The organism is Saliphagus sp. GCM10025334 (assembly GCF_042663485.1).
Lineage (GTDB): Archaea > Halobacteriota > Halobacteria > Halobacteriales > Natrialbaceae > Natronosalvus.
This window is the reverse complement of sequence record NZ_JBHTAF010000004.1, coordinates 141,198-165,442: the sequence shown is the minus strand read 5'-3', so window position 1 is coordinate 165,442 and position 24,245 is coordinate 141,198. Positions and strand designations below refer to the sequence as shown.

The 24,245-nt window shown below is 58.6% G+C and carries 16 protein-coding genes and 1 pseudogene; 8 read left to right on the top strand and 9 right to left on the bottom strand.

From position 1 onward, the window contains the following. Nucleotides 1-54: 54 nt before the first annotated feature. Nucleotides 55-483, bottom strand: a complete 429-nt coding sequence (locus tag ACFQO4_RS16675; protein WP_500261994.1) for a hypothetical protein — start codon at nt 481-483, stop codon at nt 55-57. A gap of 274 nt (nt 484-757) precedes the next feature. On the opposite strand from ACFQO4_RS16675, the gene ACFQO4_RS16670 reads away from it, so the two are divergent. Further along, nucleotides 758-3,973, top strand: coding sequence for a site-specific DNA-methyltransferase (locus ACFQO4_RS16670; protein WP_500261993.1), 3,216 nt, complete (start codon nt 758-760; stop codon nt 3,971-3,973). A 3-nt stretch (nt 3,974-3,976) separates the two neighbouring features. Further along, on the top strand, nt 3,977-7,030 hold the full coding sequence (locus ACFQO4_RS16665; RefSeq protein ID WP_500261992.1) for a DEAD/DEAH box helicase family protein: 3,054 nt from the start codon (nt 3,977-3,979) through the stop codon (nt 7,028-7,030). 425 nt (nt 7,031-7,455) lie between these two features. On the opposite strand, the pseudogene ACFQO4_RS16660 reads toward ACFQO4_RS16665, so the two are convergent. Next, nucleotides 7,456-7,765, bottom strand: a pseudogene (locus ACFQO4_RS16660) (IS5/IS1182 family transposase); the annotation flags it as partial. Nucleotides 7,766-7,967: 202 nt separating this feature from the next. Here ACFQO4_RS16660 and guaB point away from each other — a divergent pair. Beyond that, complete coding sequence (gene guaB / locus ACFQO4_RS16655; RefSeq protein ID WP_500261991.1) at nt 7,968-9,467, top strand: IMP dehydrogenase; 1,500 nt, start codon at nt 7,968-7,970, stop codon at nt 9,465-9,467. Between the two features lie 123 nt (nt 9,468-9,590). Further along, on the top strand, nt 9,591-11,324 hold the full coding sequence (locus ACFQO4_RS16650; RefSeq protein ID WP_500261990.1) for a DUF7289 family protein: 1,734 nt from the start codon (nt 9,591-9,593) through the stop codon (nt 11,322-11,324). Nucleotides 11,325-11,390: 66 nt separating this feature from the next. On the opposite strand, the gene ACFQO4_RS16645 is transcribed toward ACFQO4_RS16650, so the two are convergent. Beyond that, nucleotides 11,391-12,227 (bottom strand): aldo/keto reductase, encoded by an 837-nt coding sequence (locus ACFQO4_RS16645; protein ID WP_500261989.1) that lies wholly within the window; start codon nt 12,225-12,227, stop codon nt 11,391-11,393. A gap of 81 nt (nt 12,228-12,308) precedes the next feature. Beyond that, nucleotides 12,309-13,046, bottom strand: a complete 738-nt coding sequence (locus tag ACFQO4_RS16640) for a proteasome assembly chaperone family protein (protein WP_500261988.1) — start codon at nt 13,044-13,046, stop codon at nt 12,309-12,311. 148 nt (nt 13,047-13,194) lie between these two features. Here ACFQO4_RS16640 and ACFQO4_RS16635 point away from each other — a divergent pair, with 148 nt between their 5' ends. Continuing rightward, a complete protein-coding gene (locus ACFQO4_RS16635; protein ID WP_500261987.1) occupies nt 13,195-14,103 on the top strand; it encodes an RsmB/NOP family class I SAM-dependent RNA methyltransferase in 909 nt (302 codons plus the stop codon). After that, nucleotides 14,103-14,618: a DUF7122 family protein gene (locus tag ACFQO4_RS16630; protein ID WP_500261986.1), complete on the top strand. Its 516-nt coding sequence runs from the start codon at nt 14,103-14,105 to the stop codon at nt 14,616-14,618. The genes ACFQO4_RS16635 and ACFQO4_RS16630 overlap by 1 nt, the downstream gene beginning before the upstream one ends. A 62-nt stretch (nt 14,619-14,680) precedes the next feature. Here the strand turns inward: ACFQO4_RS16630 and ACFQO4_RS16625 are convergent, their stop codons facing one another. The 3 genes from ACFQO4_RS16625 to ACFQO4_RS16615 form a co-directional block, all read right to left on the bottom strand. After that, nucleotides 14,681-14,800 carry a DUF7989 family protein gene (locus tag ACFQO4_RS16625; RefSeq protein WP_500261985.1) on the bottom strand — a complete coding sequence of 40 codons (120 nt, stop codon included), beginning with the start codon at nt 14,798-14,800 and terminating at the stop codon, nt 14,681-14,683. 264 nt (nt 14,801-15,064) lie between these two features. After that, nucleotides 15,065-15,370, bottom strand: coding sequence for a HalOD1 output domain-containing protein (locus ACFQO4_RS16620; protein WP_500261984.1), 306 nt, complete (start codon nt 15,368-15,370; stop codon nt 15,065-15,067). A gap of 106 nt (nt 15,371-15,476) precedes the next feature. Further along, nucleotides 15,477-18,752 (bottom strand): PAS domain-containing protein, encoded by a 3,276-nt coding sequence (locus ACFQO4_RS16615; protein WP_500261983.1) that lies wholly within the window; start codon nt 18,750-18,752, stop codon nt 15,477-15,479. 186 nt (nt 18,753-18,938) lie between these two features. On the opposite strand from ACFQO4_RS16615, the gene ACFQO4_RS16610 reads away from it, so the two are divergent. Beyond that, nucleotides 18,939-19,220, top strand: a complete 282-nt coding sequence (locus tag ACFQO4_RS16610) for a ubiquitin-like small modifier protein 1 (RefSeq protein WP_500261982.1) — start codon at nt 18,939-18,941, stop codon at nt 19,218-19,220. A gap of 42 nt (nt 19,221-19,262) precedes the next feature. On the opposite strand, the gene ACFQO4_RS16605 is transcribed toward ACFQO4_RS16610, so the two are convergent. Continuing rightward, a complete protein-coding gene (locus ACFQO4_RS16605; protein ID WP_500261981.1) occupies nt 19,263-20,951 on the bottom strand; it encodes an aldehyde ferredoxin oxidoreductase C-terminal domain-containing protein in 1,689 nt (562 codons plus the stop codon). 518 nt (nt 20,952-21,469) lie between these two features. Beyond that, nucleotides 21,470-22,918 carry a short-chain fatty acid transporter gene (locus ACFQO4_RS16600; protein WP_500261980.1) on the bottom strand — a complete coding sequence of 483 codons (1,449 nt, stop codon included), beginning with the start codon at nt 22,916-22,918 and terminating at the stop codon, nt 21,470-21,472. Between the two features lie 62 nt (nt 22,919-22,980). On the opposite strand from ACFQO4_RS16600, the gene ACFQO4_RS16595 reads away from it, so the two are divergent. Continuing rightward, complete coding sequence (locus ACFQO4_RS16595; RefSeq protein ID WP_500261979.1) at nt 22,981-24,240, top strand: MFS transporter; 1,260 nt, start codon at nt 22,981-22,983, stop codon at nt 24,238-24,240. The last annotated feature ends 5 nt before the right edge of the window (nt 24,241-24,245 follow it).

Below are 24,245 nucleotides of genomic sequence, written 5' to 3'. Positions count from 1 at the left end.
GGTTCCCCTAGCTTTGACGGATCGAGTCGGCACCGTCTAGCGATCCACTAGAGTTCAATTATCAGACACTCCACGTGCCGACCGGTTTAGATCGACGAAGTATTCACGGAATTGTTCTTTGTTCATCTTCCGTTGTGTGTCCTCTTGGATACGTTCTTCATCCAGTTCCTCAATCTCAATCACTTTGAACTGCTCCCGTGAGTTCTCATAATTGACCAGAATTAACTCACCATCTAAGTCAGTCGCAAGTCGCCATAAACTCAAGAATTTCTGTTTATTTTTGTACCAATATCGGTTAGGATGGCTATTAAACGGCCGTACAGTATCACATTTTAAAAATTCCATCACCACCCACCCACGGCCATTAATATAGTATATAGAATCTACGTCGAATCCTCCAGAGGGCTCATCACCCATCAACTCAATAATTAATTTTTTAGCTTCCTCATCAACGTCACTGATTGGCTTTGACCCATCCGGCATACCCTTCATTCATAAGTATTGATAAAAATATCTTTCGCTAGTAAACACCATAAGGTGACACGAGGAAGTTATTGCATAATATGGGCTCAGACTAAGAAATATTTGATAAATTGTGGTTCATCCCAGTATTACTATCTCAACTCAAGTACCAGTGATAAGATTGATAGGATGCGCTGGAAGAACTCAGTCGGGCATCTGTTCTTTATATAGATGGTGATACCCCCATGGCTGGACACGGAAATCATTATTAGCGCTTAGGCGAGGAGGTGTTATGATGGCTGAACTTGCGGATATCGCAGAACTTCGAGGATTCGGTCCGTCTAAGATAGAGAATTTCAAAGATGCGGGCTATAAGGAACTCGAAGATCTCCAAGGCATCACGTGGGATGAATTAGGAGAAATTCGCGGCATTAAATCACCCGCCAAGCGACGAACGCTGCTGACGTTTCTGGAAGAAAACGGGCTGAAAACCAAGCCCGAGCGGACCGAGAACTACGAACGATTCCAGTCACTTCTTGAGGAGCTTTTCCAGTTCGAGAGCGCCGACCTTGACTTTGGAATCTACCGGGTCATGAACGAGAAACGCGACGAAATCCAAGCGTTTCTCGATGAAGGGCTCCTTGAACGTGTCGAGAACGAATTAGATGCGTTCCAATCCACCAAGAGCGAAGAAGCAGAACGCAGATTTAAGGAAATCAAAGACGATATCCAAGACGAATTCCCGAACTGGGTCGACGACAATGGGAATATCGACGAGGAGGCGATTCCAGATGACGCTCAAGGAATCGTCAAAGAACGAAAAGACGTCTACTACGAGGCCAAACGAGAAGTTGAGCAGACCGAGATCGCCGAACGCACTGAAGCCGCCATCTATCAGGACCTCTACCGCTTCTTCAAGCGTTACTACAAAGACGGAGACTTCGTCCCACAGCGTCGTGCAGCCAATCAGGAGAAGTACGCGATTCCGTACAACGGTGAGGAGGTAAAACTCCACTGGGCAAACCGCCAGCAGTACTTCGTCAAAACAGGCGAGGAATTCAAGGATTACACCTTCCGCAAAGACTCATACACTGTCACTTTTAAAGTCCACGACGCCGAAGTCAAACAAAACAATCGAAAGGACGACGGGAAATATTTCGTCCTCCAAGAGTCCAACCCACTCACCCAAGACGGTCGTGACGTCACCGTACACTTTGAATACAGATCGCTAACGGCCGAAGACTACAACAGATACGACCTATCGGAAGGCTCTCGAACAAAAGGACGAGACATCCAGAACGTAATTGAGGAACGAATCCTCTCCCATGCGAGCACCCAACTCGAGGAAATCTTTCGCCAGAATTCTGACGTCGACCAGAGCGATAGTACAGTCCTTCAGCGTCACTTGCGGAACTACCGAACGAAGAACGAGAGCGACTACTTCATCCACAAGGATCTAGAAGGATTCCTCAAACAGGAACTCGAGTTCTACCTGAAGAACGAGATCTTCTCATGGAAGGAGATCACCAACGAACAAGGTGAAATCCCGTTCGACGTTCGGGCGAGGATCAACGCTGTCGAGAATATCGCTAAGGCGATTATTGAGCTCGTCGCTGTAATTGAGGACTACCAGAAACGCCTCTTCGAAAAACAGAAATTCGTTGTAAAGAGTGAATACTGCATCACCATAGACCATATTCCTAGAGAGTACTACTCACGGATCCTCGAGAACGGCGAGCAGATTGAGGCATGGAAGGACCTGTACGCGATCGACGACAGCGAAGACGAAGGATTATCGCGATTCACTGGCAGCGGGGTCATCAACGAGACTTTCCTCCAAAACAACCCGTCGGTGATGCTGGATACGCAGTACTTCGACACTGAGTTCGTATTTGAGATTCTAGCAGAACTCGAACCATTAGATGAGACGGTTGATGGCCTGGCTATTCAATCCGAAAACTTCCAGGCGCTGAACCTCCTTAAACCGAAGTTCGGTAACAGCATCGCTGCATCGTACATCGACCCACCGTATAACACCGGTGACGACGAAGGGTTCGTTTACAAGGACAACTTCCAGAGCTCCAGTTGGTTATCGATGATGTACGACCGGACTTCCCTCGCCAACCAACTCCTCAGTGAGAACGGCAAACTATTCGTCTCCATCAGCGACGACGAAATCTCAAACTTAAAGAAAGCTCTTGACGAAGTGTTTGGCCGTGAAAACTTCGTCTCGGACATCATCTGGAACTCGACGAAATCGGTGACGAACCCGGCACCAATCTCGAACGCCCATACTCACAACCTGTTCTTCGCGAAGAACAAGGAGACGTTCAAAAACAATAAAGACCAATTCCGCCTCCCCGCAATTACGGAAGGTTTCACTAACGATGACGACGACCCACGTGGACCATGGAAAGCGGATCCATTCGAAGTAGGTGGCGAACGACCGAACCAGCGATACGAAATCACGAATCCAAAAACTGGCGATACCTTCACCCCGAAGGAAGGCAACAGTTGGAAAAATGACTACGAGACATTCCAGCAGTTGAAAGAGGATGACCGTATTGTCTTCGGGAAGACTGGAACTGGTCGTCCAAAGCGGAAGCGGTTCCTAAGTGAAGCCAAAGATCGAGGTACTACGCCCACCACGCTCTGGGATGATCTCGACACGACGACCAATGCCACGACTTACCTCCGGAATATGTTCGGTGAGCGTGGCTTGTTCAACAACCCAAAGCCGGTTGATCTAGTCAAACGATTCGCCAAATTGGGTACCCAGTCCGACGATTACGTTCTGGATTTCTTTGCTGGGTCCGGGACGACCGCTGAGGCAACGATTCGCCTGAACGAGGAGGAAGGCACGGATCGAAAGTACATCGTCGTGGAAATGGGCGAGCACTTCGAAGAAGTATTGAAACCGCGAATCATCAAGGCCGTATACAGTGACCAATGGGATGATGGCGGACCGTCGACAGACGACTCACAAAACATCTCTCACGTCTTCAAATACTTCTCCCTCGAACAGTACGAAGACACACTCGACAACCTCAAGTCTAGTGATCAACAGAGCCGCGTAGACGAGTTCACCGGAAACTATCTCAAATACTTCCTCGACTTCGGACTTGACGGGGCCTCACTGCTTGACCTTGCCAAGTTGCGTACCCCCTTTGAATACCAGATGAAGATCCGGAAGCAGGACGAACTGAAAGACAGGTCTATCGATCTGGTTGAAACTTTCAATCTCCTCCTCGGGCTGCAAGTCTCCCGGATCCGCCGTTACGAGCGACTCAACCGCGAGTACAGGATCGTGCGCGGAGAAAACGAAGAGGGGGACGTGACCGTCATTTGGCGGCCGGTCTACGATGACGACGACGAACAGTTCTTTGACAGCGAACGGGACTTCCTCATGGACGAGGTCCTCTCTGACGAAGACGTTGTATACATTAACCGTGATAGTGCACTCCCCAATACAAGTTCGATTGAGAAAGCATTCGAGAACAGGATGTGGTGACTAATGGATAACTTCAGCCAAAAACTTGTCTTAACCGAATATCTGTATAGCAAGTTCGGCGCAGACAGTTTCGACAAATTCCGAGACGCGCTCAACGAGGCCGAGGAAGGATTCAAGGCCGATAATCGGAGCCGGTTCGTCGAACAACTCACGACCGAACTAGAGCCAACTGAATGGCTCTGGCAGCGCATCGAGCAGTACGACCAAAACATTGCTGAGTACGAACACCGGTTAGCCGAAACCCGTGAGGAAGACATCCGCCTCAAATATTTCCAGTACCTCTCACTGCTGTTCACCGAGATTTATCTGGATCTCTACTACAACTACGAGGAGAAACTGCAGAAGGAACTCGGCGCCCTAATTGAAGACAAACGAACCGAACTCGATGTTGAGGACCTCTACCCGCTGGAAGAGGACAATCTCAGCAAACTCGCCTACTGGATGGCAACTGGCTCCGGAAAAACACTCATCATGCACGCGAATCTCTGGCAATTCCAGAATTACAGCGACCAAGAGCCAGAGAACGTCCTCCTGATCACACCGAACGAGGGCTTGACCGACCAGCACCTAGAGGAGTTCGAAGAGAGCGGCATCAACGCACGACGGTTCATTCCGGAACGGAACCCGACGTCAGAGACGACGATCAGCGTTCTGGACATCCACAAAATCAGTGACGAAACCGGGGAGAAAACGTACTCAGTCGATACGTTTGAAGGAGATAACCTCGTCTTCGTTGACGAGGGGCACAAAGGTGCCCAAGGGGATCAGTGGATCAAGTACCGCGAGCAAGTAATCGGTGATGACGGGTTCTCCTTCGAGTACAGTGCCACGTTCGGACAAGCACTGAGTTCCATCAAGAACGAACAACTCCAAAACCGATACGTCCAGTCGATAATCTTCGATTATTCGTTCCGGAACTTCCACATCGACGGCTTCGGAAAGGAATACGACATCCTCAACCTCGCCGAGGAAACTCAATCCAGGCGCGACAAATACCTCACTGCAAACCTCCTCTCGTTCTACGAGCAAAAGAAGTACTACACGGAGAACAAGGATGAGTTAGAGCCGTTAAACCTCGAGGACCCACTCTGGATCTTCGTCGGCCAAACAGTTAACGCCGTCAGCGGTCGTGCAATTACGAAGAAAGATAAAGCCTCTGACGTCGAGACGGTCGTCCGGTTTCTTGATCGGTTCCTCCAAGAACGTGATGCAGTTACCGACGAGATCGAGGCCGTGTTGTCCGGGACGGAGTTCTTGGATGAGGAGGGGCGTAACCTCTTCGAAGACAAGTTCGACTACCTCAAAGAGTCCTCACTGTCTGCGTCAGATATGTATGATGAGATCCTCCGCTTAATATTCAATACCTCTACTGACGCTGAATTGAGCGTCGTTCACTTAAAGAACGCCGAAGACGAGATTGGCCTACGAGTTGGTCGGAATGAGGACTACTTCGGTCTCATCAGTATCGGCTCAACGCGGAAGTTCATCAATCGAATCGAAGAAAACACCGAGATAACGACCGAAGAACAAGAGTTCAAGCGGGCTCTTTTCTCGGAACTGAACTCGGATAGTTCGGAGATTAATGTCCTTATTGGAGCGAAGAAATTCACTGAGGGTTGGGACAGTTATCGTGTAGCGAGCATGGGACTAATGCGTGTTGGACGTAGCGAAGGTTCCGAGATCATCCAGATCTTCGGCCGTGGAATCCGTCTTCGGGGGATGAACAACTCTCTCAAGCGAACCTCCCACTTAGACGTCTCTCAATCTGACCTTCCAGAGCACGTTAACGTTCTAGAGTGTTTGAACATCTTTGGCATTAAGGCGGACTACATTAAGGAATTCGAGACACAACTCGAGAAGGAAGATATCCCAATTCGGTTCGTCGAACGGACAGTCGAAACAGATGTCAAGACGGATCTCGTAAACAACGAGCTGAATGTCCCCCGGAGACAAGAGGGCGTAGAGTACGTCTCGTCGACTATCCTGAAACTCCCGATCGCAGAAGAACACGCCCCAGCCATGGATCTGTATTCTGAAGTCCAGACACTTCGAAGTTCAGATACATACGCACTCGCTCATGAGAAGTACACGGTCCGGAGTCACGACTTAGAACTGGATCTGGTCGATTGGGATCAAATCCTGATCGACCTTATTGACTACAAAGAACAACAGGGTTACTCCAATCTTGTGCTTGACTTACCTCGTCTCAAAACGATCATTCAGGACGACCATTTCACGCTGAAATGTCCGGAATCCCGTTTTTCCGTCACTGATCCGATCGAGGCGAAAGCAGAGACAGAAGAAATCGTCCGTATCATCCTTCGATCGTACGTTGACAACGCGTTCAACGCCAAGAAGTCTGACTGGGAGGACAAACGCCGAGAGTACCAACTGCTTCAGCCGGATGATCCAGAGCTAAACTTCGAGCTGACGTTCCGGGTACCGGATGATCCAGATCTCCTCGAGGCTGTTGACGAGATCGTCTCGCGGGACGACTCATTGTCTGACAATTATATCGTTGAGTTCGACCGGAGTCTCTATGAGCCCCTCTTCATCAAAGAAGAAATCGAGGCAGAAGACTCCCAAGGTCAGTTGAAAGCGCCAGCCCAATCACTCAATAAAGATGAACGTCGACTCGTTGAACGGCTGGACGCGCTCGTTAGCGCGGGCCACCTCAAGCGACAAGATGTCTATTTACTAAGAAACCCTCGAGGCCGAGGAATCGGCTTTGAACAGGGTGGATACCCTGACTTCATTCTCTGGATCAAGTCTGGTACCCAGCAAAAGATTCTCTTCCTGGACCCACATGGGATGGTCTTCGAACCGGAGGACATCGAGAAATCGAACAAGGTGAAACTTAACGAACGAGTCAAAGTTCTCGAAGACCAGTTAGACGACCCTGATATTGAGATGTACTCTTACGTCATCTCTGTCACGGAGGAGAGTAAATTACGGGAGTCAAGGGAAGTAAACGTGGAGACGTATGAGGATCACAATGTCTACTTTCAGCGCAAGGGATATCTGAAGCGGATTCTCCAAGATGCGGGCTTAGAGTAGATCGATAGAATTTCTTCCAAGTAACCCACCAATTATCTCTGATTATCGCTTACCGGCGTGGATTTGCTAAACATGTGCTGTTGTCGTCGATATTCCGAACTACTCCAAACTGGGATTTCTATCCTTCCACAGGGATTCGAAGTAGAGATATTCACCAACCTCGAAGAATGCATAGTTCGGGCTGACCGAGGTCACCGACGTGCATATATTTTCGATAACTGGGGATGATTAGATAGAAATTCTTCCGGATGATAAGCTTCTGAACGTACTCCCTTCGAAGAGGTATGTCGACCGACCATCGTGAGAACTCTTACCCGACACCACCGACCAAATATCGAGCCCCGATATCCGGCCCAATAGATGGTGAACCCCTACCCTTTCATATCCGAATGCAGCCATTTCGACCGGCTGAGATGACGTTTTTGCCGACAAAAGAGGCGACACCCGCCAGACGCGCATTTTGAGATCTTGTTTCCGCGTACAGACAGTGGTAAAATCCGGTAGCTGATCCACCGAAAGACCGAGTTTCGCGGCGATTCCGGGCATCTCGTGCAGAATGTCGAGCAACCGGCGGTAGGGCTGGTTCAGGTACTCTCGGAGGCAGTGGATCGACACAATCACCCAGTCAGCGTAGCCGCCGTCACCCTTCTCAATCGCCGGCGCTGGCTTGCCGATGACAGCATCTTGGGACAAAACGACGCATCGGTCGGTGAAACGGGCGAGTTGAGGCGGCATACTCGCCACTCCCTCGCTCAACTCCACATAATCCCGGTCGAGACGTCAACTGAGCGGCGTCTAAACATGGCCGGCGAATTGTGTTAGTACCGGTGTCGGTGTCGTGTCAAGCGCCGAGCGTCGACCATCGAGAACGCCATCGAGTACCACACACTTGAGGGAGTCTCGGAACGCTTTTTACCGACGGTTCCGGACAGTTTACATGGCGAACGACGTTCCCGAGCACGAGCCGTATTCTGCGAAATTGCGCGTACCGGAAGCGCTGACGTTCGACGACGTCTTGCTCCGTCCCAAGGAGAGTCGTGTCGAGCCCGACGAGGCGGACCTGACCTCACGAGTGTCTCGAAACGTCGAGGTCTCGGTTCCGATCATTTCGGCGGCGATGGACACCGTCACCGAAAGCGAGATGGCGGTCGCGATGGCCCGTCACGGCGGACTCGGCGTCCTCCACCGGAACATGAATATCGACCAGATGGTCGAGTTCATCAGCCGTGTCAAGCGAGCCGACGAACTCATCATCCCCTTCGACGACGTCGTGACGGCCGACCCGGAGATGACCGTCCGCGAAGTCGACGAGATGATGGTCAAGGAGGGCGTCGGCGGCGCCCCCGTCGTCAACACCAACGGCGAGGTGCTAGGCATCATCTCGAGTACGGACATCCGCCCGCACCTCGAGGTCGGCGAGAACGACCCGGTAACGGAGGCGATGACCGACGAGGTCATCACGGCGCCCCAGGACATCGACGCGCGCGACGCGTTCGACCTGATGTACGAGCACAAGATCGAGCGCGTGCCCGTCGTCGACGACGAAAACTTGCTGGTCGGCTTGGTCACGATGCAGGGCATCTTACAGCGCAGAGAGTACAAGGAAGCCGCTCGAGACGAAACCGGCCGCTTGCGATGTGGCGTCGCCGTCGGTCCGTTCGAAACGGATCGGGCGGTCGCAGCCGACGAGGCGGGCGCGGACGTGCTCTTCATCGACTGCGCCCACGCGCACAACCTGAACGTCATCGACGGGGCACGCGAGATCAAAGCGTCCGTCGACGCGGACGTCGTCGTCGGAAACGTCGGCACGCGAGAGGCTGCGGAGGATCTGGTGGACTTTGCCGACGGCATCAAGGTCGGTATCGGCCCAGGCTCGATCTGTACGACGCGGGTCGTCTCCGGCGCTGGTATGCCCCAGATCACCGCTGTCGCGCAGGTTGCCGACGTGGCGAGCCAGCACGGTATTCCGGTGATCGCCGACGGCGGGATTCGGTACTCCGGCGACGCGATCAAGTCGATCGCCGCCGGTGCTGACGCCGTGATGCTCGGATCCTACTTCGCGGGCACTGACGAGGCTCCAGGTCGCGTCGTGACGATGAACGGCAAGCGCTACAAGCAGTACCGCGGGATGGGGTCCGTCGGAGCGATGAAGTCGGGTGACGGTGACCGTTACCTGAAGGACGATCCGAAGGACGACGAGGAGTACGTGCCGGAGGGCGTCGAGGCGGCGACACCGTACAAGGGGACGCTCCAGTCGGAACTCCACCAGCTCGCGGGCGGGATGCAGTCGGGAATGGGGTACGTCGGCGCGGAGACGATCCCCGAGTTTAAGGAGCGAGCGGAGTTCGTTCGGGTCTCTTCGGCTGGCCAGACCGAGAGTCATGCCCACGACGTCGTGATTACGGACGAGGCGCCGAACTACTCGCCGAGCGAGTGACGGCTACGGCTGCGTAACGCGGGTTCTCGCGTTTCGATTTTGACGCGCTTTCGAGACTACTTCTACGATCTAGTACCCCAAATCGGCCGATACTATCATATTGATTGATTATCGAGTACGCGTATGAGCGACGACGCTGACCACGGAGACGATACGGCACTGCCGAGCGGATATTCCCGTGGACAGGCCGAAGTCATTGCAGTTGTTGTTCTACTCGGATTCGTTATCGTTGCCGCTGTCGGTGTCGTTGCGGTTGGGCAAACCGCACTCGCACAACTCGAGTCACAGAGTCGCGACGAGGCTGCAACGCAGTCGCTAGAACAAGCTAAGGTGGAGCTGGCTTCGCTCGAACCGGGGGAAGGTCAATCCATAGCGTTCAGCGAGTCGATCGAAAACGACGTTCACGTCAAACCAAACGATGGCACCCTTACTATTGCTGCTGGTGGCGAATCGACAACGTACGGTCTCGGTACTATCATTTACGAACGTGATGGAACCCATTTGGCCTATCAGGGTGGCGGACTCTGGGAATCGACGGACGATGGAACGCTGCTTCACAGCGCCCCTAATGTGGACGTGATTACGGACGAGAACCAGGTAACCAACCTTCGAGTCCACGTTACGAGCCTCCAGGGGGCTGAGCGACGAGGACAGGATTTTTCCGTTCGTTCTGCAGGCACGAACACGTCTACCGACTCGCTTCCTGAAGAGCTTCCACCTGGGAAGATGGAGATCACCATCCAATCGTCGTACTACGACGCCTGGGCGGCGTATTTTGCCGAACAGGAGGGTATCGAAGTTGGCGACAACGATGGAGAGGTCGGGACGGTGTCCGTCGATCACACGAACGAACGGATGCAACTCGTGATCGATGTCCCCTATGAATTCGAAATCGACGCTGGAATCACCTCACCACCGAGTGGAACGAGTCTCGAGATCAACAACAACGTCGATATGGAAGCGTACAACTCTGCAGACCCGGATGAGGATGTCGACGACCTCGAGATTCGGTTTGCAGACGACGTCGTTATCAACCACAATACCCAGATAGACGCTGACATCATTATTGACGGTGAACTGACGCTCGATCAAGAGAACGCGGAGATAAACGGCGACATCTACTGTGTCGGCGAATCTGCGGATTGCCTTACGATCAAGAGTGGCTCTCACAATGGCGAAATGAATACCACCGACATCGAGTTGACTCCACTCTCGTCGACGCTCGAGATAGACCGTCAACAGGAGCGGATCACGTCGACCGAGAACGATAACGAGAAAACGGAGGCAATCGACGAGGACGGGCATTTGACTGGAAAAGCAATAACAACTCCCGGCGAGTACTACCTTGCTGAAATTTCCTCGGACGATACTCTCGAGGTCGATCTCGAAAACGGTGGCGAAGTCGATATTCTCGTCGATGGCGATATTGTCTTCGACGAGGAGGTCTTGCTCGATAGCGAGAACGGACATCAGGTAAACCTCTACATGACCGGAGATTCGCTAACAGTCCGTGATGACGTCAATATCCACGAGAACCCAGACATGGATGCCACCAACTTCTGGATTCTTGCCCGGCCCGGTTCGGATATTTCCTTTGAATCCGGAGGTACGACTTTCGTCGGTGTAGTTTACGCCGGAAATTCCGATGAGGAACCACCCGCTCGTGTCACGTTCAACAACAAGGTCGAATTCTACGGTGGCCTCGTTGCATCCGTTGAAAGTGTCGATCAGAATATCGACTTTCACTACGATGCGGCGCTGATCGAAGAGTCATCAGGAGGGGGAGCGAAACGGACGGTGACCGATACGACGTATCTACAGGTGACCGTAACGGACATTCTCGTCGACGAGGACTGATTTGATGCAGATTAGATATCGATAGAACCGATTTATCGCTTAGAGAATTTGTCAGTGCTGTCTATCTCAGTTCCAGGGAGCCATATCCGGATCGACCTCTCGATGCACTTCGTCGAGCCCATCGATCCTCTCGAGATCCTCTTCATCCAACTCTACGCCTAGCGACGCCCAGTTGTCCGAAATGTGATCTTCGCCGGTCGCTTTCGGAATCGCGGTGACGCCCTTCTCTCGGAGCCAGGCGAGACTGACCTGGGCCTCGCTGGCGTCGTGTTTCTCCGCCACGGACTGTATCTCGGGCACGTCGAAAACCTCGCCTCGAGCCAGCGGCGAGTAGGCGACGAGTTCGACGTCGTGGTCGGCACAGACCGAGCGAACCTCCTCCTGGGGAAGTAGCGGGTGACACTCGACCTGGTTTGCAAAGAGGGGTGCGTCGAGGAGGTCGATCGCTTCCTCGAGGTGGCGCGGTTCGAAATTGCTGACGCCGACGTTACGGATCAGGCCGTCGTCGTAGAGTTCGTCGAACGCGGCCAGCGTCTCCTCGGCGTCGTAGGTGTTGACCGGCCAGTGGACGTACAGCAGGTCGACGGCGTCGACGTCGAGTTTCTCGAGGCTCTCCTCGGTCGTCTCGAGGACATCGTCGTGGGCGAGGTTGGAGGTCGACACCTTCGTCGCCAGGAAGACGTCCTCGCGGTCAACGTCGGCGTCGGCGATCCCTCGACCGACGTACTCCTCGTTGTCGTACCCCTGTGCGGTATCGACGTGGCGGTACCCCATCTCGAGGGCGGTTCGAACCGAGTCCGCACACTGGTCCGGATCGGTGTTCTGCCAGGTGCCGAGGCCGAGCATGGGCATGCCGTTCGCTGCAGGGCAGTCAGCGGGTGTCAGATTGGTGCCGGAAGCCATACTCGAGCGCTAGCGGACGAGTCGAAAAGGCGTTGGGTTTGCGGGTGCCACCTCTCGTGACGGGCCGACTGGAGGCGTCGGTTACTGATACATCCGCAACGGCTGGGCCTGCGTGCTCTCGGCGGATTCGACCTCGCGCATCCGTTCGGCGAACGCCTGGCGCTGTTCCTGGATTTCCCCAGCTCGTTCGATCAATGCCTCGACGTCGAGTTCGACATCGGCGATGGGACAGATGCCGTCCTCGAGGAGGACGCTTGCTGCCTCCGGATCGGGGAACTGGGGGCTGCATTCGACGACGAGGCCGAACGAATCGGTCCCGAGTTCGGCCGCCCGGTTGAGCAGGGCGCCGGTTGGACCGCTGATGACGCCGTCCTCCGTCGGGCTATCGATGCCGTAGGTGTCGACGGCGTCGGCGTCGCCGGTCGTGACGCCGAACAGTTGAGGCGGTTCGTCGCGCTGGGAGGGCAGGCCGCTGAGGTACACCGGGGTCGCGTCGTAGTCGACCGCCCAGCTCGTCAGACAGCCGGCGACCGACTCGAGCGCCTGCGTGCTGATGGGAACGTCGCTCTGGAGGGCGATGACGTCCTCGTCCTCGCTGACGTAGAGACGAACGGGCGGCTGGATGGTCGTCGATCCGCCGCGGTAGATCCCGATTCGTGGGAGTCCGTCGCAGTGGACGCTCGCGTAGTAGCGCATCTCGAGCTGGTCGATCAGGTGGTCGGTTGCGATTTTCCCGACGAGACCGATGCCGGGAAATCCTTCGACGAGCACTGGCTCCTCGAGTTCGGCTTCCGGTCCCTGTCTACGAATCTCTGACATAGACGAGGTGACGCCGTCCGTCGACTTAAAACCGGCCGCAGCAGGCGCCCGCGGCCGTCGATCCCGTGGCGCCGACCCTGCAGCTGTCGAGTTCGTGGCGCCAACCGCTTCGAAACCCACAAGCGAAGCGCCCTCGAATCACGTTTCAATGGAGCCACTCGAGCGGTACCGGTCGATCGTCGACGACTTCGAGGCGTTTCGGGCGGCCTGTGAGCGTCCGCTCGGAATCGCCGTCCGAGTGAACACGATCAAGGCATCCGTGGAGCGAGCGATAGCGACGCTCGAGCACGACGGTATCGAGTACGAGCAGGCCGCGTGGAATCCGCGGGTTCTCCGCCTCGAGACCGACTCGCCGGGGTCGACGTGGACCTCGTTTCACGGGTTCGTCCACACCCAGGAGGAGGTCTCTGCGGTGCCGCCCGTCGTCCTCGACCCCGACCCTGGCGAGACCGTGTTCGACGCCTGCGCGGCCCCCGGCGGCAAGGCGACCCAGCTGGCCGCGCTGATGGACGACCGGGGCACGGTCGTCGCCAACGACAGCAACCTCGGTCGCCTCTCGGCGCTTCGATTCAATGCTGAGCGTCTCGGCGCGACGTCGCTGGCGGTCACCCACCAGGACGCGCGAAATTTCTCGTTCGCACCGCTAGCCGTCGACCAGTTCGATCACGCGCTCGTCGACGCCCCCTGTTCGTGTGAGGGGACGATTCGAAAGAACCCGACGACGCTCGAGGACTGGTCCGAGGACCACGTACACTCGGTGGCGGGCATTCAGAAGGGCATTCTCCGGCGAGCGGTGCAGGCGACTCGGCCAGGCGGAACCGTGGTCTACTCGACGTGTACGTTTGCGCCGGAGGAGAACGAAGCGGTCGTTCAGCACGTCCTCGATGCCGAGGACTGTCGCGTCGTTGACGTCGATCTCGACCTCGAGTACGCCCCTGGCATCACCGAGTGGGACGACGAGACCTACGACTCGAGCCTCGAGCGGGCGATCCGCATCTACCCGCACCACAACGACACCGGCGGCTTCTTCGTCGCGAAACTGGAGGTGGGCGCCTGATGGCCGACGACCTCGAGGCGAACGTCGGCCAGCAGTTCGATCGGCTCCCGGCGACGGACGCCGACCGAACCGTCGAGGGTCGGGCCTCGCGGGAAGCGGTGCTCGAGTACTTCGAGGACCGGTTCGGCATCCCGCCGGAGATGTTCGAGGAACACACGTTCTGGGAGAAAGGGGCCGGGAAAGTCTGGATCTACGGCGGGGAGAGCCCGTCACCGGCGGAAATCGAGGCCCTGGGGATGACCTGCCTGCGAACGCGGCAGGAACACTGGAAACCGACGACGGATTTCGTACAGCGGTTCGGGCGTCACGCCACCCGATGCGTCGTCGACCTCGCTAATGAGGAAGCGACCCGGTTCGCCGATGGCGAGGACCAGTCGCTCGAGTGGGATGGCGACTGGGGATATCTCATCGCCGCACACGACGTCGATGGCGACCGCGAGCCGATCGGCGTCGGTCTCTACCTGCACGGCGAGCTCAGGTCGATGATTCCGAAGGGGAGACGGCGGTCGCTCTGAAGGCTGTGGTTTCGTTTTCGAAACGAGAATGGAATCCGGTCAGCGAACAGCTGCCAGTTACTCTACTCGTCCGATTCGTCGTCCGCTCGCCCGCGGTGCCAGACGTTCGTGACGGACTGTCCCGCTGGCGGGGTGTGGCTAACGTCTTTCATCGTCTCGGTCGTGGGAGTCTTTGATGACATGGACTCACGTAGCGAGACGTCCTATAAAGACGTTGCCTATGGGGAATGAATACAATATAGTGTGTTAATATCACACTATATTTGAGCGTGGGCAGATGCCCGCTAACTGCTGGCGCGACTCGTTTCTCGTCACTTGCTACGCGCTTCTCGGCATTCGTTATTCGTTATACGTTATTCGCTATTCGCGACTTGCTACTCAGTACCCGCTCACGAAGAACGACGGCGTCGCTCCCGGCCCATCAACTCGAGAAACTCTAAAACCAATCAGTCGTCGAGTGACTCGACGTCGATTTCGCCGCCAGCGGAGACGGTCACGAGACACTCGTTGTATGCAAACGAAACTGTTCCGTCGGATCGAAGCCCATTCGCGCGGGGCTCGAAGAGGCGCTCGAGCGCGTCGGCGTCGATCGCGTAGTGAAGCGGGTCGAGTTCCGTGACGTCGAGTCCAGTAAACGTCGCCACGGCGTCGGCGACGGTGACGCTCAGCGGTTCGTCGTCTAGTCGATCGAATTGAACCGAGTACGATTCAGTCGTTCCGGTGCGAATTTGTGGCGAAGATGTTTCAGTCATCGTATATTTAACCCCCCGTAGAGATGGGAAGACAGGTGACCGTTTGCAGGTGTAGGTAAAGAGTCTGGCTGTTAACTTTGTAATGGAGCCGTGGGAAAGGGGTTAATCAGTTAACCCTGCTCCACTCGTGGTCGAAAACGGCGGTGAAGAGCTTTCGCTCGGCTGATCGCACGTGGTTGTGAAACGCCGGTGGCGAGATATCGAGCGACTCGGCGAGTTCCTCGCCCGTGGTCTCTCGCGGCCACTCGAAGAAGCCGCCGTGATAGGCGGTCTGGACGACTTCCCGCTGGCGGTCTGTCAACAGCGACAGGAACTGGTCACGTTCGCGCGTCCTCGAGTCCCCGGCCAGGCGGTCGTTCTCGCCCGTGCGCTCTCGACGGGCAACCATCGACGCCGAGAGTCCTCGTCGGTTCATCTCGGCGAGAACCTCGCGGACGGCGACGGAGTTCGGAATCTCCAGCGTCGTTCGCGTTCCCGTATCGGGGTGGGTCGTAAACGATCGGAGCAGACCGCCGTGACTGTCGACGACGGCGGCGAGGAACGGCTCCGTCAGTTCGAGCTGGATCACCGTTCGGTCGTCGGTTCGACTGATGATCGTTCCGTCGGTGACCGTCTCGATCGAGTCCAGGACGTCGGGTTCGACGTCACAATCGACGCTCGCGAAGACGGTCGATGTGCCGTCGTCCTGTTGAATAATCCCCTCGAGCTCGACGCGGGCGTCCGCGACGCGCGAGAGGGCTGCCAGCGGCGTCTCGCTCGTTACCTCGAGTTCGACTTCGGTCGTTGCACCGCCCAAGAGGGCCTGTTTTCGCTGTACGGCGTTGATCGCGTAGGCGACGGTCTCGCCGAGGTCGTCCAGGACGGATCGGGTCGGTTCGTCGAACCCCGTTCGGTCCGTACTGTAGAGCGTCAAGACGCCGTACAGGAAGTCGTCGTAGACGAGTGGCACGGCATAGACGCTCTGGAAGTCCCGCGAGAGGGCTTCAGTTCGCCAGGCGCCGTGACGGAGGTCCTGGGCGACGTTGTCGACGTTCGTCGGCTCGAGCGTGCGAGCGGTTCGACCCGTCGGTTCGGCGGCCGGGTCGTCGATGGCCGTCACCGCCACCGACTCGAGATAGCCGCGGCCGTACCCCGCTTCGTGACGCGCCAGTATCTCGTTACCGCCGGGGTCCGGTTCACCGATCCAGACGTACGAACAGTCGTCGAGGTCCATGAGCCGGTCGCAGAGGCCGGTCTCGATTTCGTCCCTCGAGCCCGCACGCAACAGGAGCGACTCGATCTCTTCGCGGAGGGAACTCGCCTCGTTCAGGCGCTCGAGGTACTCGTTCTGGCGTTTGAGTTCCTGTTCGCGTTCGTGGAGTCGCTGGGTTCGACTGATCCGGTCGAGGGCGGCTTCGGCAGTCGCGCCGAACACCTGCGCGAGGTCGGTCGTTTCCTCGGTGAACTGGCCCTCCTCGGTCGACAGCGTCGCCAGCACGCCGTGTTCGCCGAGCGGGACGAAGAGTCCGCTTCTGACGGCGGTCTCCTCGTCGTAGACGTGTGTCGACGTGTGAACGTCGTCGAAGACGTTCGTTTCACCCTCGACGAACGTTTGCCAGACGATGCTGTCGTTCGGTCCAAACCGGGGTGGCGAACCGATGTCGGTCAGGAGGTCCGTCGTGTACGCGGCCGGAACGAGTTCGTTCTCCCGATCGTCGAACCGAAACACGACGACGTTTTCCAGGTTCAAAACGTCGGTGGCGACGTCGACGATGTACTCACAGGCGGTCTGTTTCGATTCGACCGTCAGCAGGTGCTGGGTCGCTTCATACAGCGTGTTGAGCGTTTCGTCGTACTGCCGTCGTTCGGTGACGTCGACGCCAATTCCGATGATCCGCTCGACCGTCCCACCGGTGACCACCGGTCGGTACCACGTCTCGAATATTCGACTATTGATCCGCTGAAAGCTGTGGACCGACTCGCCGCCAAGTGCGCGGTTGACGTCGCCGATGACCGACGGATGCTCCGCGTACACGTCGTATATCGACTGGCCGACGACCGCCCCGGGTTCGACCCCGATTCGCTCGAGACCGCGCCCCTCCGAGAGGGTGAACGTCCCGTCGTCGTCGATGACGAACAGGACGACGGGGACGTTTTCGACCAGTACCTGGAGCCGCTCGGACCGCTCGACGAGCGCCCGTTCGCGCCGAACTCGTCTCGACACGTCTCTGAAGTAAATCGACAGCCCCGTCGGTGACGGATACATTCGAGCTTCGATCCACCGATCGAACGGTTCGTAGTAGCTCTCGATCGTTCGCGCCTCCTGTGACTCGAGGGCTGCGATCGCCTCACGCTGGAAGTCACCGCCCTCGGCCTCCGGGAAGACGTCGACGAACGACCGACCCAGGACCGCCTCTTTCGACGTCTCGAGGAGCTCTTCGGCCCTGTCGTTGAGGTACGTGAATTCTCCGTCCGTGTCGAGTGAAAAGAACGCGTCGGTGACACGGTCGAACGACTCGTTCAACTCTCGCTCGATCCGCCGGTAGTCCGTGATGTCTCGCGCCGAAACGACGATCCCGTCTACGGCCGAGTCCTCGAGTCGGTTCGTGAGGACCGCCTCGTGGACGCGCCAGGTTTCGTCGGTGTGTCGATACCGATACTCGCAGGTTTTCGACGTGCCGGCGTCTGCCTCGCGGACGGCCTCGAACGCCCGGTAAAACGATTCGCGGTCGTCGTAGTGAATCCGTTCGTCGAGGGGGTGGTCGACGAGTGCATCGGGGTCGGCGCCGACGAGGTGGGACGCCGACGGCCCGGCAAAGGTTACTCCCCCACCGTCGTCCAGGACCAGAAATAGCGACTGTGACGTTTCGATCAACGTCCGGCACCACGTGTTCACTTCTTCTGCAGCCGTCGTCGCTCGCTTGCGCTCGAGAACGGCCGCGAGGCGTCGTCGGAGCAGACCGGGGTGGTCGGCCGTCGTGACGTCGACGACGTCGCTCGCCCCGGCGTCGAGTGCAGCCTCGAGGTGTGCCGCCAGCGGGTCGTCGTCTCGGCTCCGACCGCGGTCGAGAGCGGTCGATCGATCGACTGGTGGACCGACGACCACGGGCACGTCCTCGAGCGTCGCGGAGGCGGCCGAAACGGTCTCGACGTCGTCGGTGAGGACGCAATCGACCGCTTCGAGCGACTCGAGTCCCGGCGGCCGCTCGTCGACGGCTGAAACCGGGCCGTAGACGGTAACGGGGGAATCGGATCGCTGGATTCCGTCTTCGCCAGCCCACGTCCGTCCGTTTTCGGCGTTTGCGGATTCGTCCGGTGGGCCGACGCCCCCGAGCCAGGATGCAGTGCCGACGGCCAGCACCGTTCCCGTCGCCGCTTCCATCGCGTGGCGCATAGACTCCATTGCGCGTAGATCACTAAAAGGGCGCCGCCCCGTCGACCCGACGGTCACGGCTACGACCCGATGGTCCCGATTACGATCCGGTAGCCCCGGCTACGATCGGACGATCGAGCGCCAGAACCCGCACTATACGAAATCCGTACGCACGAAACCCGTACGTACAAGAACGAACGGCCCCTCCCTCGAGACGTGCAACTCGAGTGCGTCTTCTTCGGACCGTTTCGCGAGGACACCGGCGAGACGACGACCGAGTGGAAACCGAACGGCGAGACCGTCCGCGACCTGCTCGTCGAACTCGAGGCCGCCTATCCGGCTCTCGAGGGCCGCCTGCTCGACGACGAGGAGGGATCCCTCGCCGGGAAGACGGTCGTGACGAAGAACACGCGGGACGTCAGACACCTCGACGGCCTCGAGACGGAACTCGAGGACGGCGACGTGTATCGGCTCGTGCCGTCGGTGTACGGCGGCTGACAGCGAGACGTTGATGACGACTACGACCCGAACCCGGCCCAGTCAGTCCGCGGCGGGAGCGACCGAATCGACTCGCCCCGCCGGAATCGTCCCGTCGTCGTTCCAGCCGCGAGCCTCGTAGTACTCGCTCACCGCGGCCTCGAGGTCCGGCAGGTCGTACGGAGTCCGATCGTCCTCGACGCCGAACCCGCGCTGGTTGTTGAAGTGACGCTCCCGCTCGACGGTGCGAGCGCCGACTGCCATGAGGTCCTCGTAGTCGGCGTCGAACAGTTCCTCGAGTCGCTCGTCGGTCACGTAGTCGCCGCCGAACGCGCAGACGATTCCCGTGTCGCGAAACGCCGACGAGTTCTCCTCTTCTACCAGTGTCTCGGCCTTGCCGAGCGTACCCTCCGGGTCGAGTTCGCCGCTGTACTCCAGGCTCAACATGCCGGCGTACATGTGATCGCCGCCGCGGTTGGCGACCGCGTAGGAAAGGCCCTGCCCGTGGAGGACGCGGCCGTCGTGAGCGGCGAACTCCATCCCCTTGACGGTGTAGTCGTCGACGCCCAGCTCGTCGTGACAGCGGTGGACGCCCTCGGCGAGGACGTCGCCGATTCCGTCGCGGTAGGCAATTTGCTCGGTAATCTCGTGGGCGAGGTCGGCGTCGCCGAAGGCGTCCTCGCTCTCGAGGTAGGCGGCGACCGTCACGCCGGCGGAGATGGTGTCCATCCCCAGCGTGTCACAGAGTTCGTTCCCCTTCATCACGTCGACGACGTCGCCCATCCCCTGCAGGGAGCCAAAGGAGTAGACCGTCTCGAACTCCGGGCCCTCGGTCTCGAGGTCCGTCTCCTCGTCCCTGGTCGGGAGTTTACAGCCGTAGGCGCAGGCCGAACAGGCCGCGCGTTTGTACTTCTTCGCCTCGACGGCGTTGCCGCCGATGTCGGCCACGTGTTCGAACTCGTAATCCTGGAAGTACCGCGTCGGCAGGGAGAAGTTGTCGTTGATGAATTCGGTGCCGCCAGTCGTCCCCTGGCGTTTCATCAGGTCGTCGGACTCGGCGGCTTCCCTGTGAACGTCCATCTGGACCGGCGGGAACTCGACGTCGGGCGCGGAATCGCCCTCGAACGTGACGCACTTGACGTTCTTCGACCCAAGCACGGCACCGAGGCCGCCGCGGCCGAACGCCCGCGAGTCGAAGGTCATCACGCTCGCGAAGCGCACGAGGTTCTCGCCGGCTGGACCGATGGCGATGCAGTGTTCGGGGCCGAGGTCTCGCGTGCGGTCCATATAGTCGGATACCTCGGGCACGAGCGCGTTCTCGAGTTCGGGCACTGCTTCGAACGCGACTTCGACGCCGCCCTCGCCGTCGCTATCGCCGTCCGTGACGTGAACCGCGAGCAACTCGTCGCTCTCGCCGACCACCTCGAGGACGCTGATTCCCGTTCCCGCGAAGTTCCGGGAGAGGTAGCCGCCGGCGTTGGTCGAGACCAGGCCGTCTGTCAGCGGTGAGAGGCCGGTCATGTTCATCCGGCCGGTGAAGGACATTCGGCTCTGCTGGAGCGGCCCCGTCGAGAGGTAGGCGCGATTCTCGGGGCCGAACGGATCGGCGTCGAACGGGATGCGGTCGTGAGCGAGGGCAGTGGCGGTCGCGCGGCCGCCGACCGTTCGCTCGAGCACGTCGTCGATGTCGGTCGTGGTTGCGGTCCGGTCGCTCACGTCGACCGTGAGCAGGGGACCCCGTGCGTGGCGCATACACGTGGGGTCGGACTCGAGTCTCTTATACTATCGGCTACCGGGTGGTTCGGGTCCCCCCGTTCCGGCCGTGTCCGGTCGATCACGCCGTTCCTGGACGGGGAAGACCAACCGCTCTCGATGCGGTCGGGGTCCACGAAAAGTATTGTATCGCACTCCGTTCCCGCACGTGGTGCGATAAGGTGTGTCTGTGGGGGATCGCGTCTGTTGGGGATCGCGCGTGTCCGTGTGGTCGCCTTCGAGATCGCTTCACTCGCTCGCTGTCTCTCGAGTCGATACACGATCTGCCTCCGTGGTTCCATCTGTACCAGTTGGAAGCAGATCATCAGTATGTGGGGCAGTGACACGGAAGCGTGTTGTGCCGTCGATAGCAGGCATCGCCGCCTCGGTGGATTCGTCGTCGGACGGGACCGGTTCGTCGGGCGGCGAATTCCTCACCGATCGTTCGAGCCAACCTCGCGGTTCTCGGTCTCGAACTCAAGAGAAGATACCGTTTCGCTCGGCCCAGTCGTCTCGAGTCAGTACGGGATGAACGTGAGCGCGAGCGCCAGGAACGGCGTGAGCAGGAGCATCATCGCGATCGCGTAGCCGAACATCTCTCGCGCCTTGATCCCCGTGATTGCGAGCAGTGGGAGCGCCCAGAACGGGTTGAACAGGTTCGTGTGCGCGTCGCCAACCGCGTAGGCGATGGTGGCCTGGCCGATGGGGACACTGTGACCCTGCGCCGCTTCGACGACCGACGGACCGAGGACGATCCACTCGCCGCCACCGGAGGGCACGAAGAGGTTGACGATGCCGCCGGCGATCCACGCGATGATTGGGAACGTTTCGGGCGACGAAATGGCGAACAGCCCCTCGGCGATCGACGAGGAGAGCCCGGAGGCGTTCATCATCCCCTGGATACCGGCGAAGAACGGGAACAGCAGGATGATGCCGGCGGCGGCTTCTGCCGCCTCGCCGAACCGTTCGCGGTAGTAAGCAGGACGCAGGAAGACGAGCAGACCGGCGAACAGGAACGCGAAGTTGACGAGGTTAAGGTTCCAGGCGTCGAGTCCCTCGGTCGCGAGGAGGTAGCCGACCATGAACACGCCACCGAGAGCGATCAGCCCACCGAGGAGGCGACTGTTGTCGATCTTTTCCGCTGGCGTCTCGTACGTGTCGATGCCGCCGTCGGGAACGGTGTCGCTACCGGCCCCCGACTCGTCGAACAGGTTCTTCTCGTCGACGAATTCCGTAATCGAGCGCGTCCGCCCCGCCCCCGGCGCGAGCAGGTACAAGAACGCGGCAGCGACGACGATCGAGGAAACCGTCAGCAAGAGGGCGTAACTGCTGAAGATGGTCTCGCTGGCCGGGACGATTCCGTCGATGTAGCCTCCCTCGATGAACTCGTTTTCGGGGGTGTTGAGCAATAGCGGTGCCGACGCCGATAGTCCCCAGTGCCAGGTCAGGCCGAGGCCCATGTACCCCGCAACACACAGTAGCGGGTAGTGGACCGGCATTCCGTTCCGGTGCGCCGTCTTTCCCATCTCTCGAGCGAAAATCGCCCCGAGGATGAGGCTGAATCCCCAGTGAATCCACGCCACGGCCATCGAGAAGACGCCCACGAGGACGACGGCTTGCTTCCCGGAACTCGGGAGCTGGGTCAACCCTTTGAGCAACGCGTTCACTCGCGGGTGATACGCGAGCACGAACCCCGTCATCAGGATGAGCGTCATCTGCATCGCGAACGCGAGGAACGCCCAGAACCCCTCGAACCAGTAAGTGGTCATCTCGAGCGGACCTGATCCCTCGAAAACCATGCCGGCGACGAACACGATGTACGACAGGAGGATCGCAAACAGGAACGGACTCGGCATCCACCGTTCGACGACGTCCGCGAGCCCTTTCCCGGCCCGTTCAAAGAGTCCTGGTTTCGAGTCGCCACCGCGGTTTGCCCCTCCGCTGTCACCATTGGCTCGTGTTGCCATGATCCGTGGTATTTGGTAACTGTATTAAATATTTATATGTCGAACCGACCAATTCGGGGACAGTGACGGGGCCAGGTTCGACGAATGGCGGCTACTACTACGGCTGGGTCGTGACGACAGCCTGCTTCATCGGCACCTTCGTCATCTTCGGCGTCTCGTACTCCTTCGGCGTGTTCTTCGAACCGCTGGCGAGCGATTTCGATCTCTCTCGAGGGGCGACGTCGCTCGTGTTCTCCGTACAGACCCTGATGATCTACGTCGGTGCGGCGCTCTTCGGCGGCGTTGCCGACCGCTACGGCGTCAGTCGAGTCATGGGCGCTGGCGTGGTCCTGCTGGCGCTCGGGTTGCTCTGGACGAGCGAGTCGACCTCGACCTTGACGCTCGGCCTCGCCTACGGCGTCGTCACTGCTCTCGGCATGGGACTGATCTACGTCGTCTCGTACGCGACCGTTCCCCGCTGGTTCGAGCGCCGTCGCGGCTTTGCGAGCGGGATCGCCAGTGCCGGCCTGGGCGTCGGCATGGTCGCCGTCACGCCCGTCGCGACGCTCCTCATCGCCCGCTACGGCTGGCGGCGCGCCTACCTCGCCCTCGTCGCGGGGCTGGTCGCCTTGCTCGTCGTTGCCACCGTATTGATCGAGGACGACCCGCGAGAGCGAGAGGTTCCGGCGAGCGAATTTCCCGCCGGCTACCCGGAGACGCGCTCGCGGTCGAGAGGGTGGCTCGAGCAGGCTCGAGACGTCGTGTCGATCGCCACCGGCCGCCGATTCCTCCTGGTACTCGTCGGCTGGATACTCATCTACGGGACCCTGTACGTGACGCTGGTCCACCTGGTGGCTCACGTCACTGACCTCGGGCTCGACGCGCGAATCGGCGCGCTCGCTCTCTCGATCATCGGCGCCACGACCGCCGCCTCGCGACTGGCGATCGGATTCGCGTCGGACCGCCTCGGCCGGAGTCGGACGTTCATCGGATGTTCGATCCTGATGGCGCTCTCGATGTTTGCCTTGCCCGTGCTGTCGTCGCCGGCCGGGATCGTCGCCTTCGCGGCCGTCTTCGGCACGGCCTACGGCGGGAACGGGGCACTCCTCTCGCCGCTCACCGTCGACCTGTTCGGCCCCGACGACGCCAACGCCCTCTTCGGCGTCGTCTCGCTCTCGTTCGCGGTCTCCGGACTGCTCGCCCCGCCGCTGGCCGGCGCGAGCTACGATCTCTTCGGGACGTACACGCCAGCGTTCGTCGCCGCCGGGGTCGCCGGTCTCGCGGGTGCGGCGCTCACCGGTCTGGCGACGTGGAGAACGGAAACTCGATCTCGAGCAGCCTGACCGCC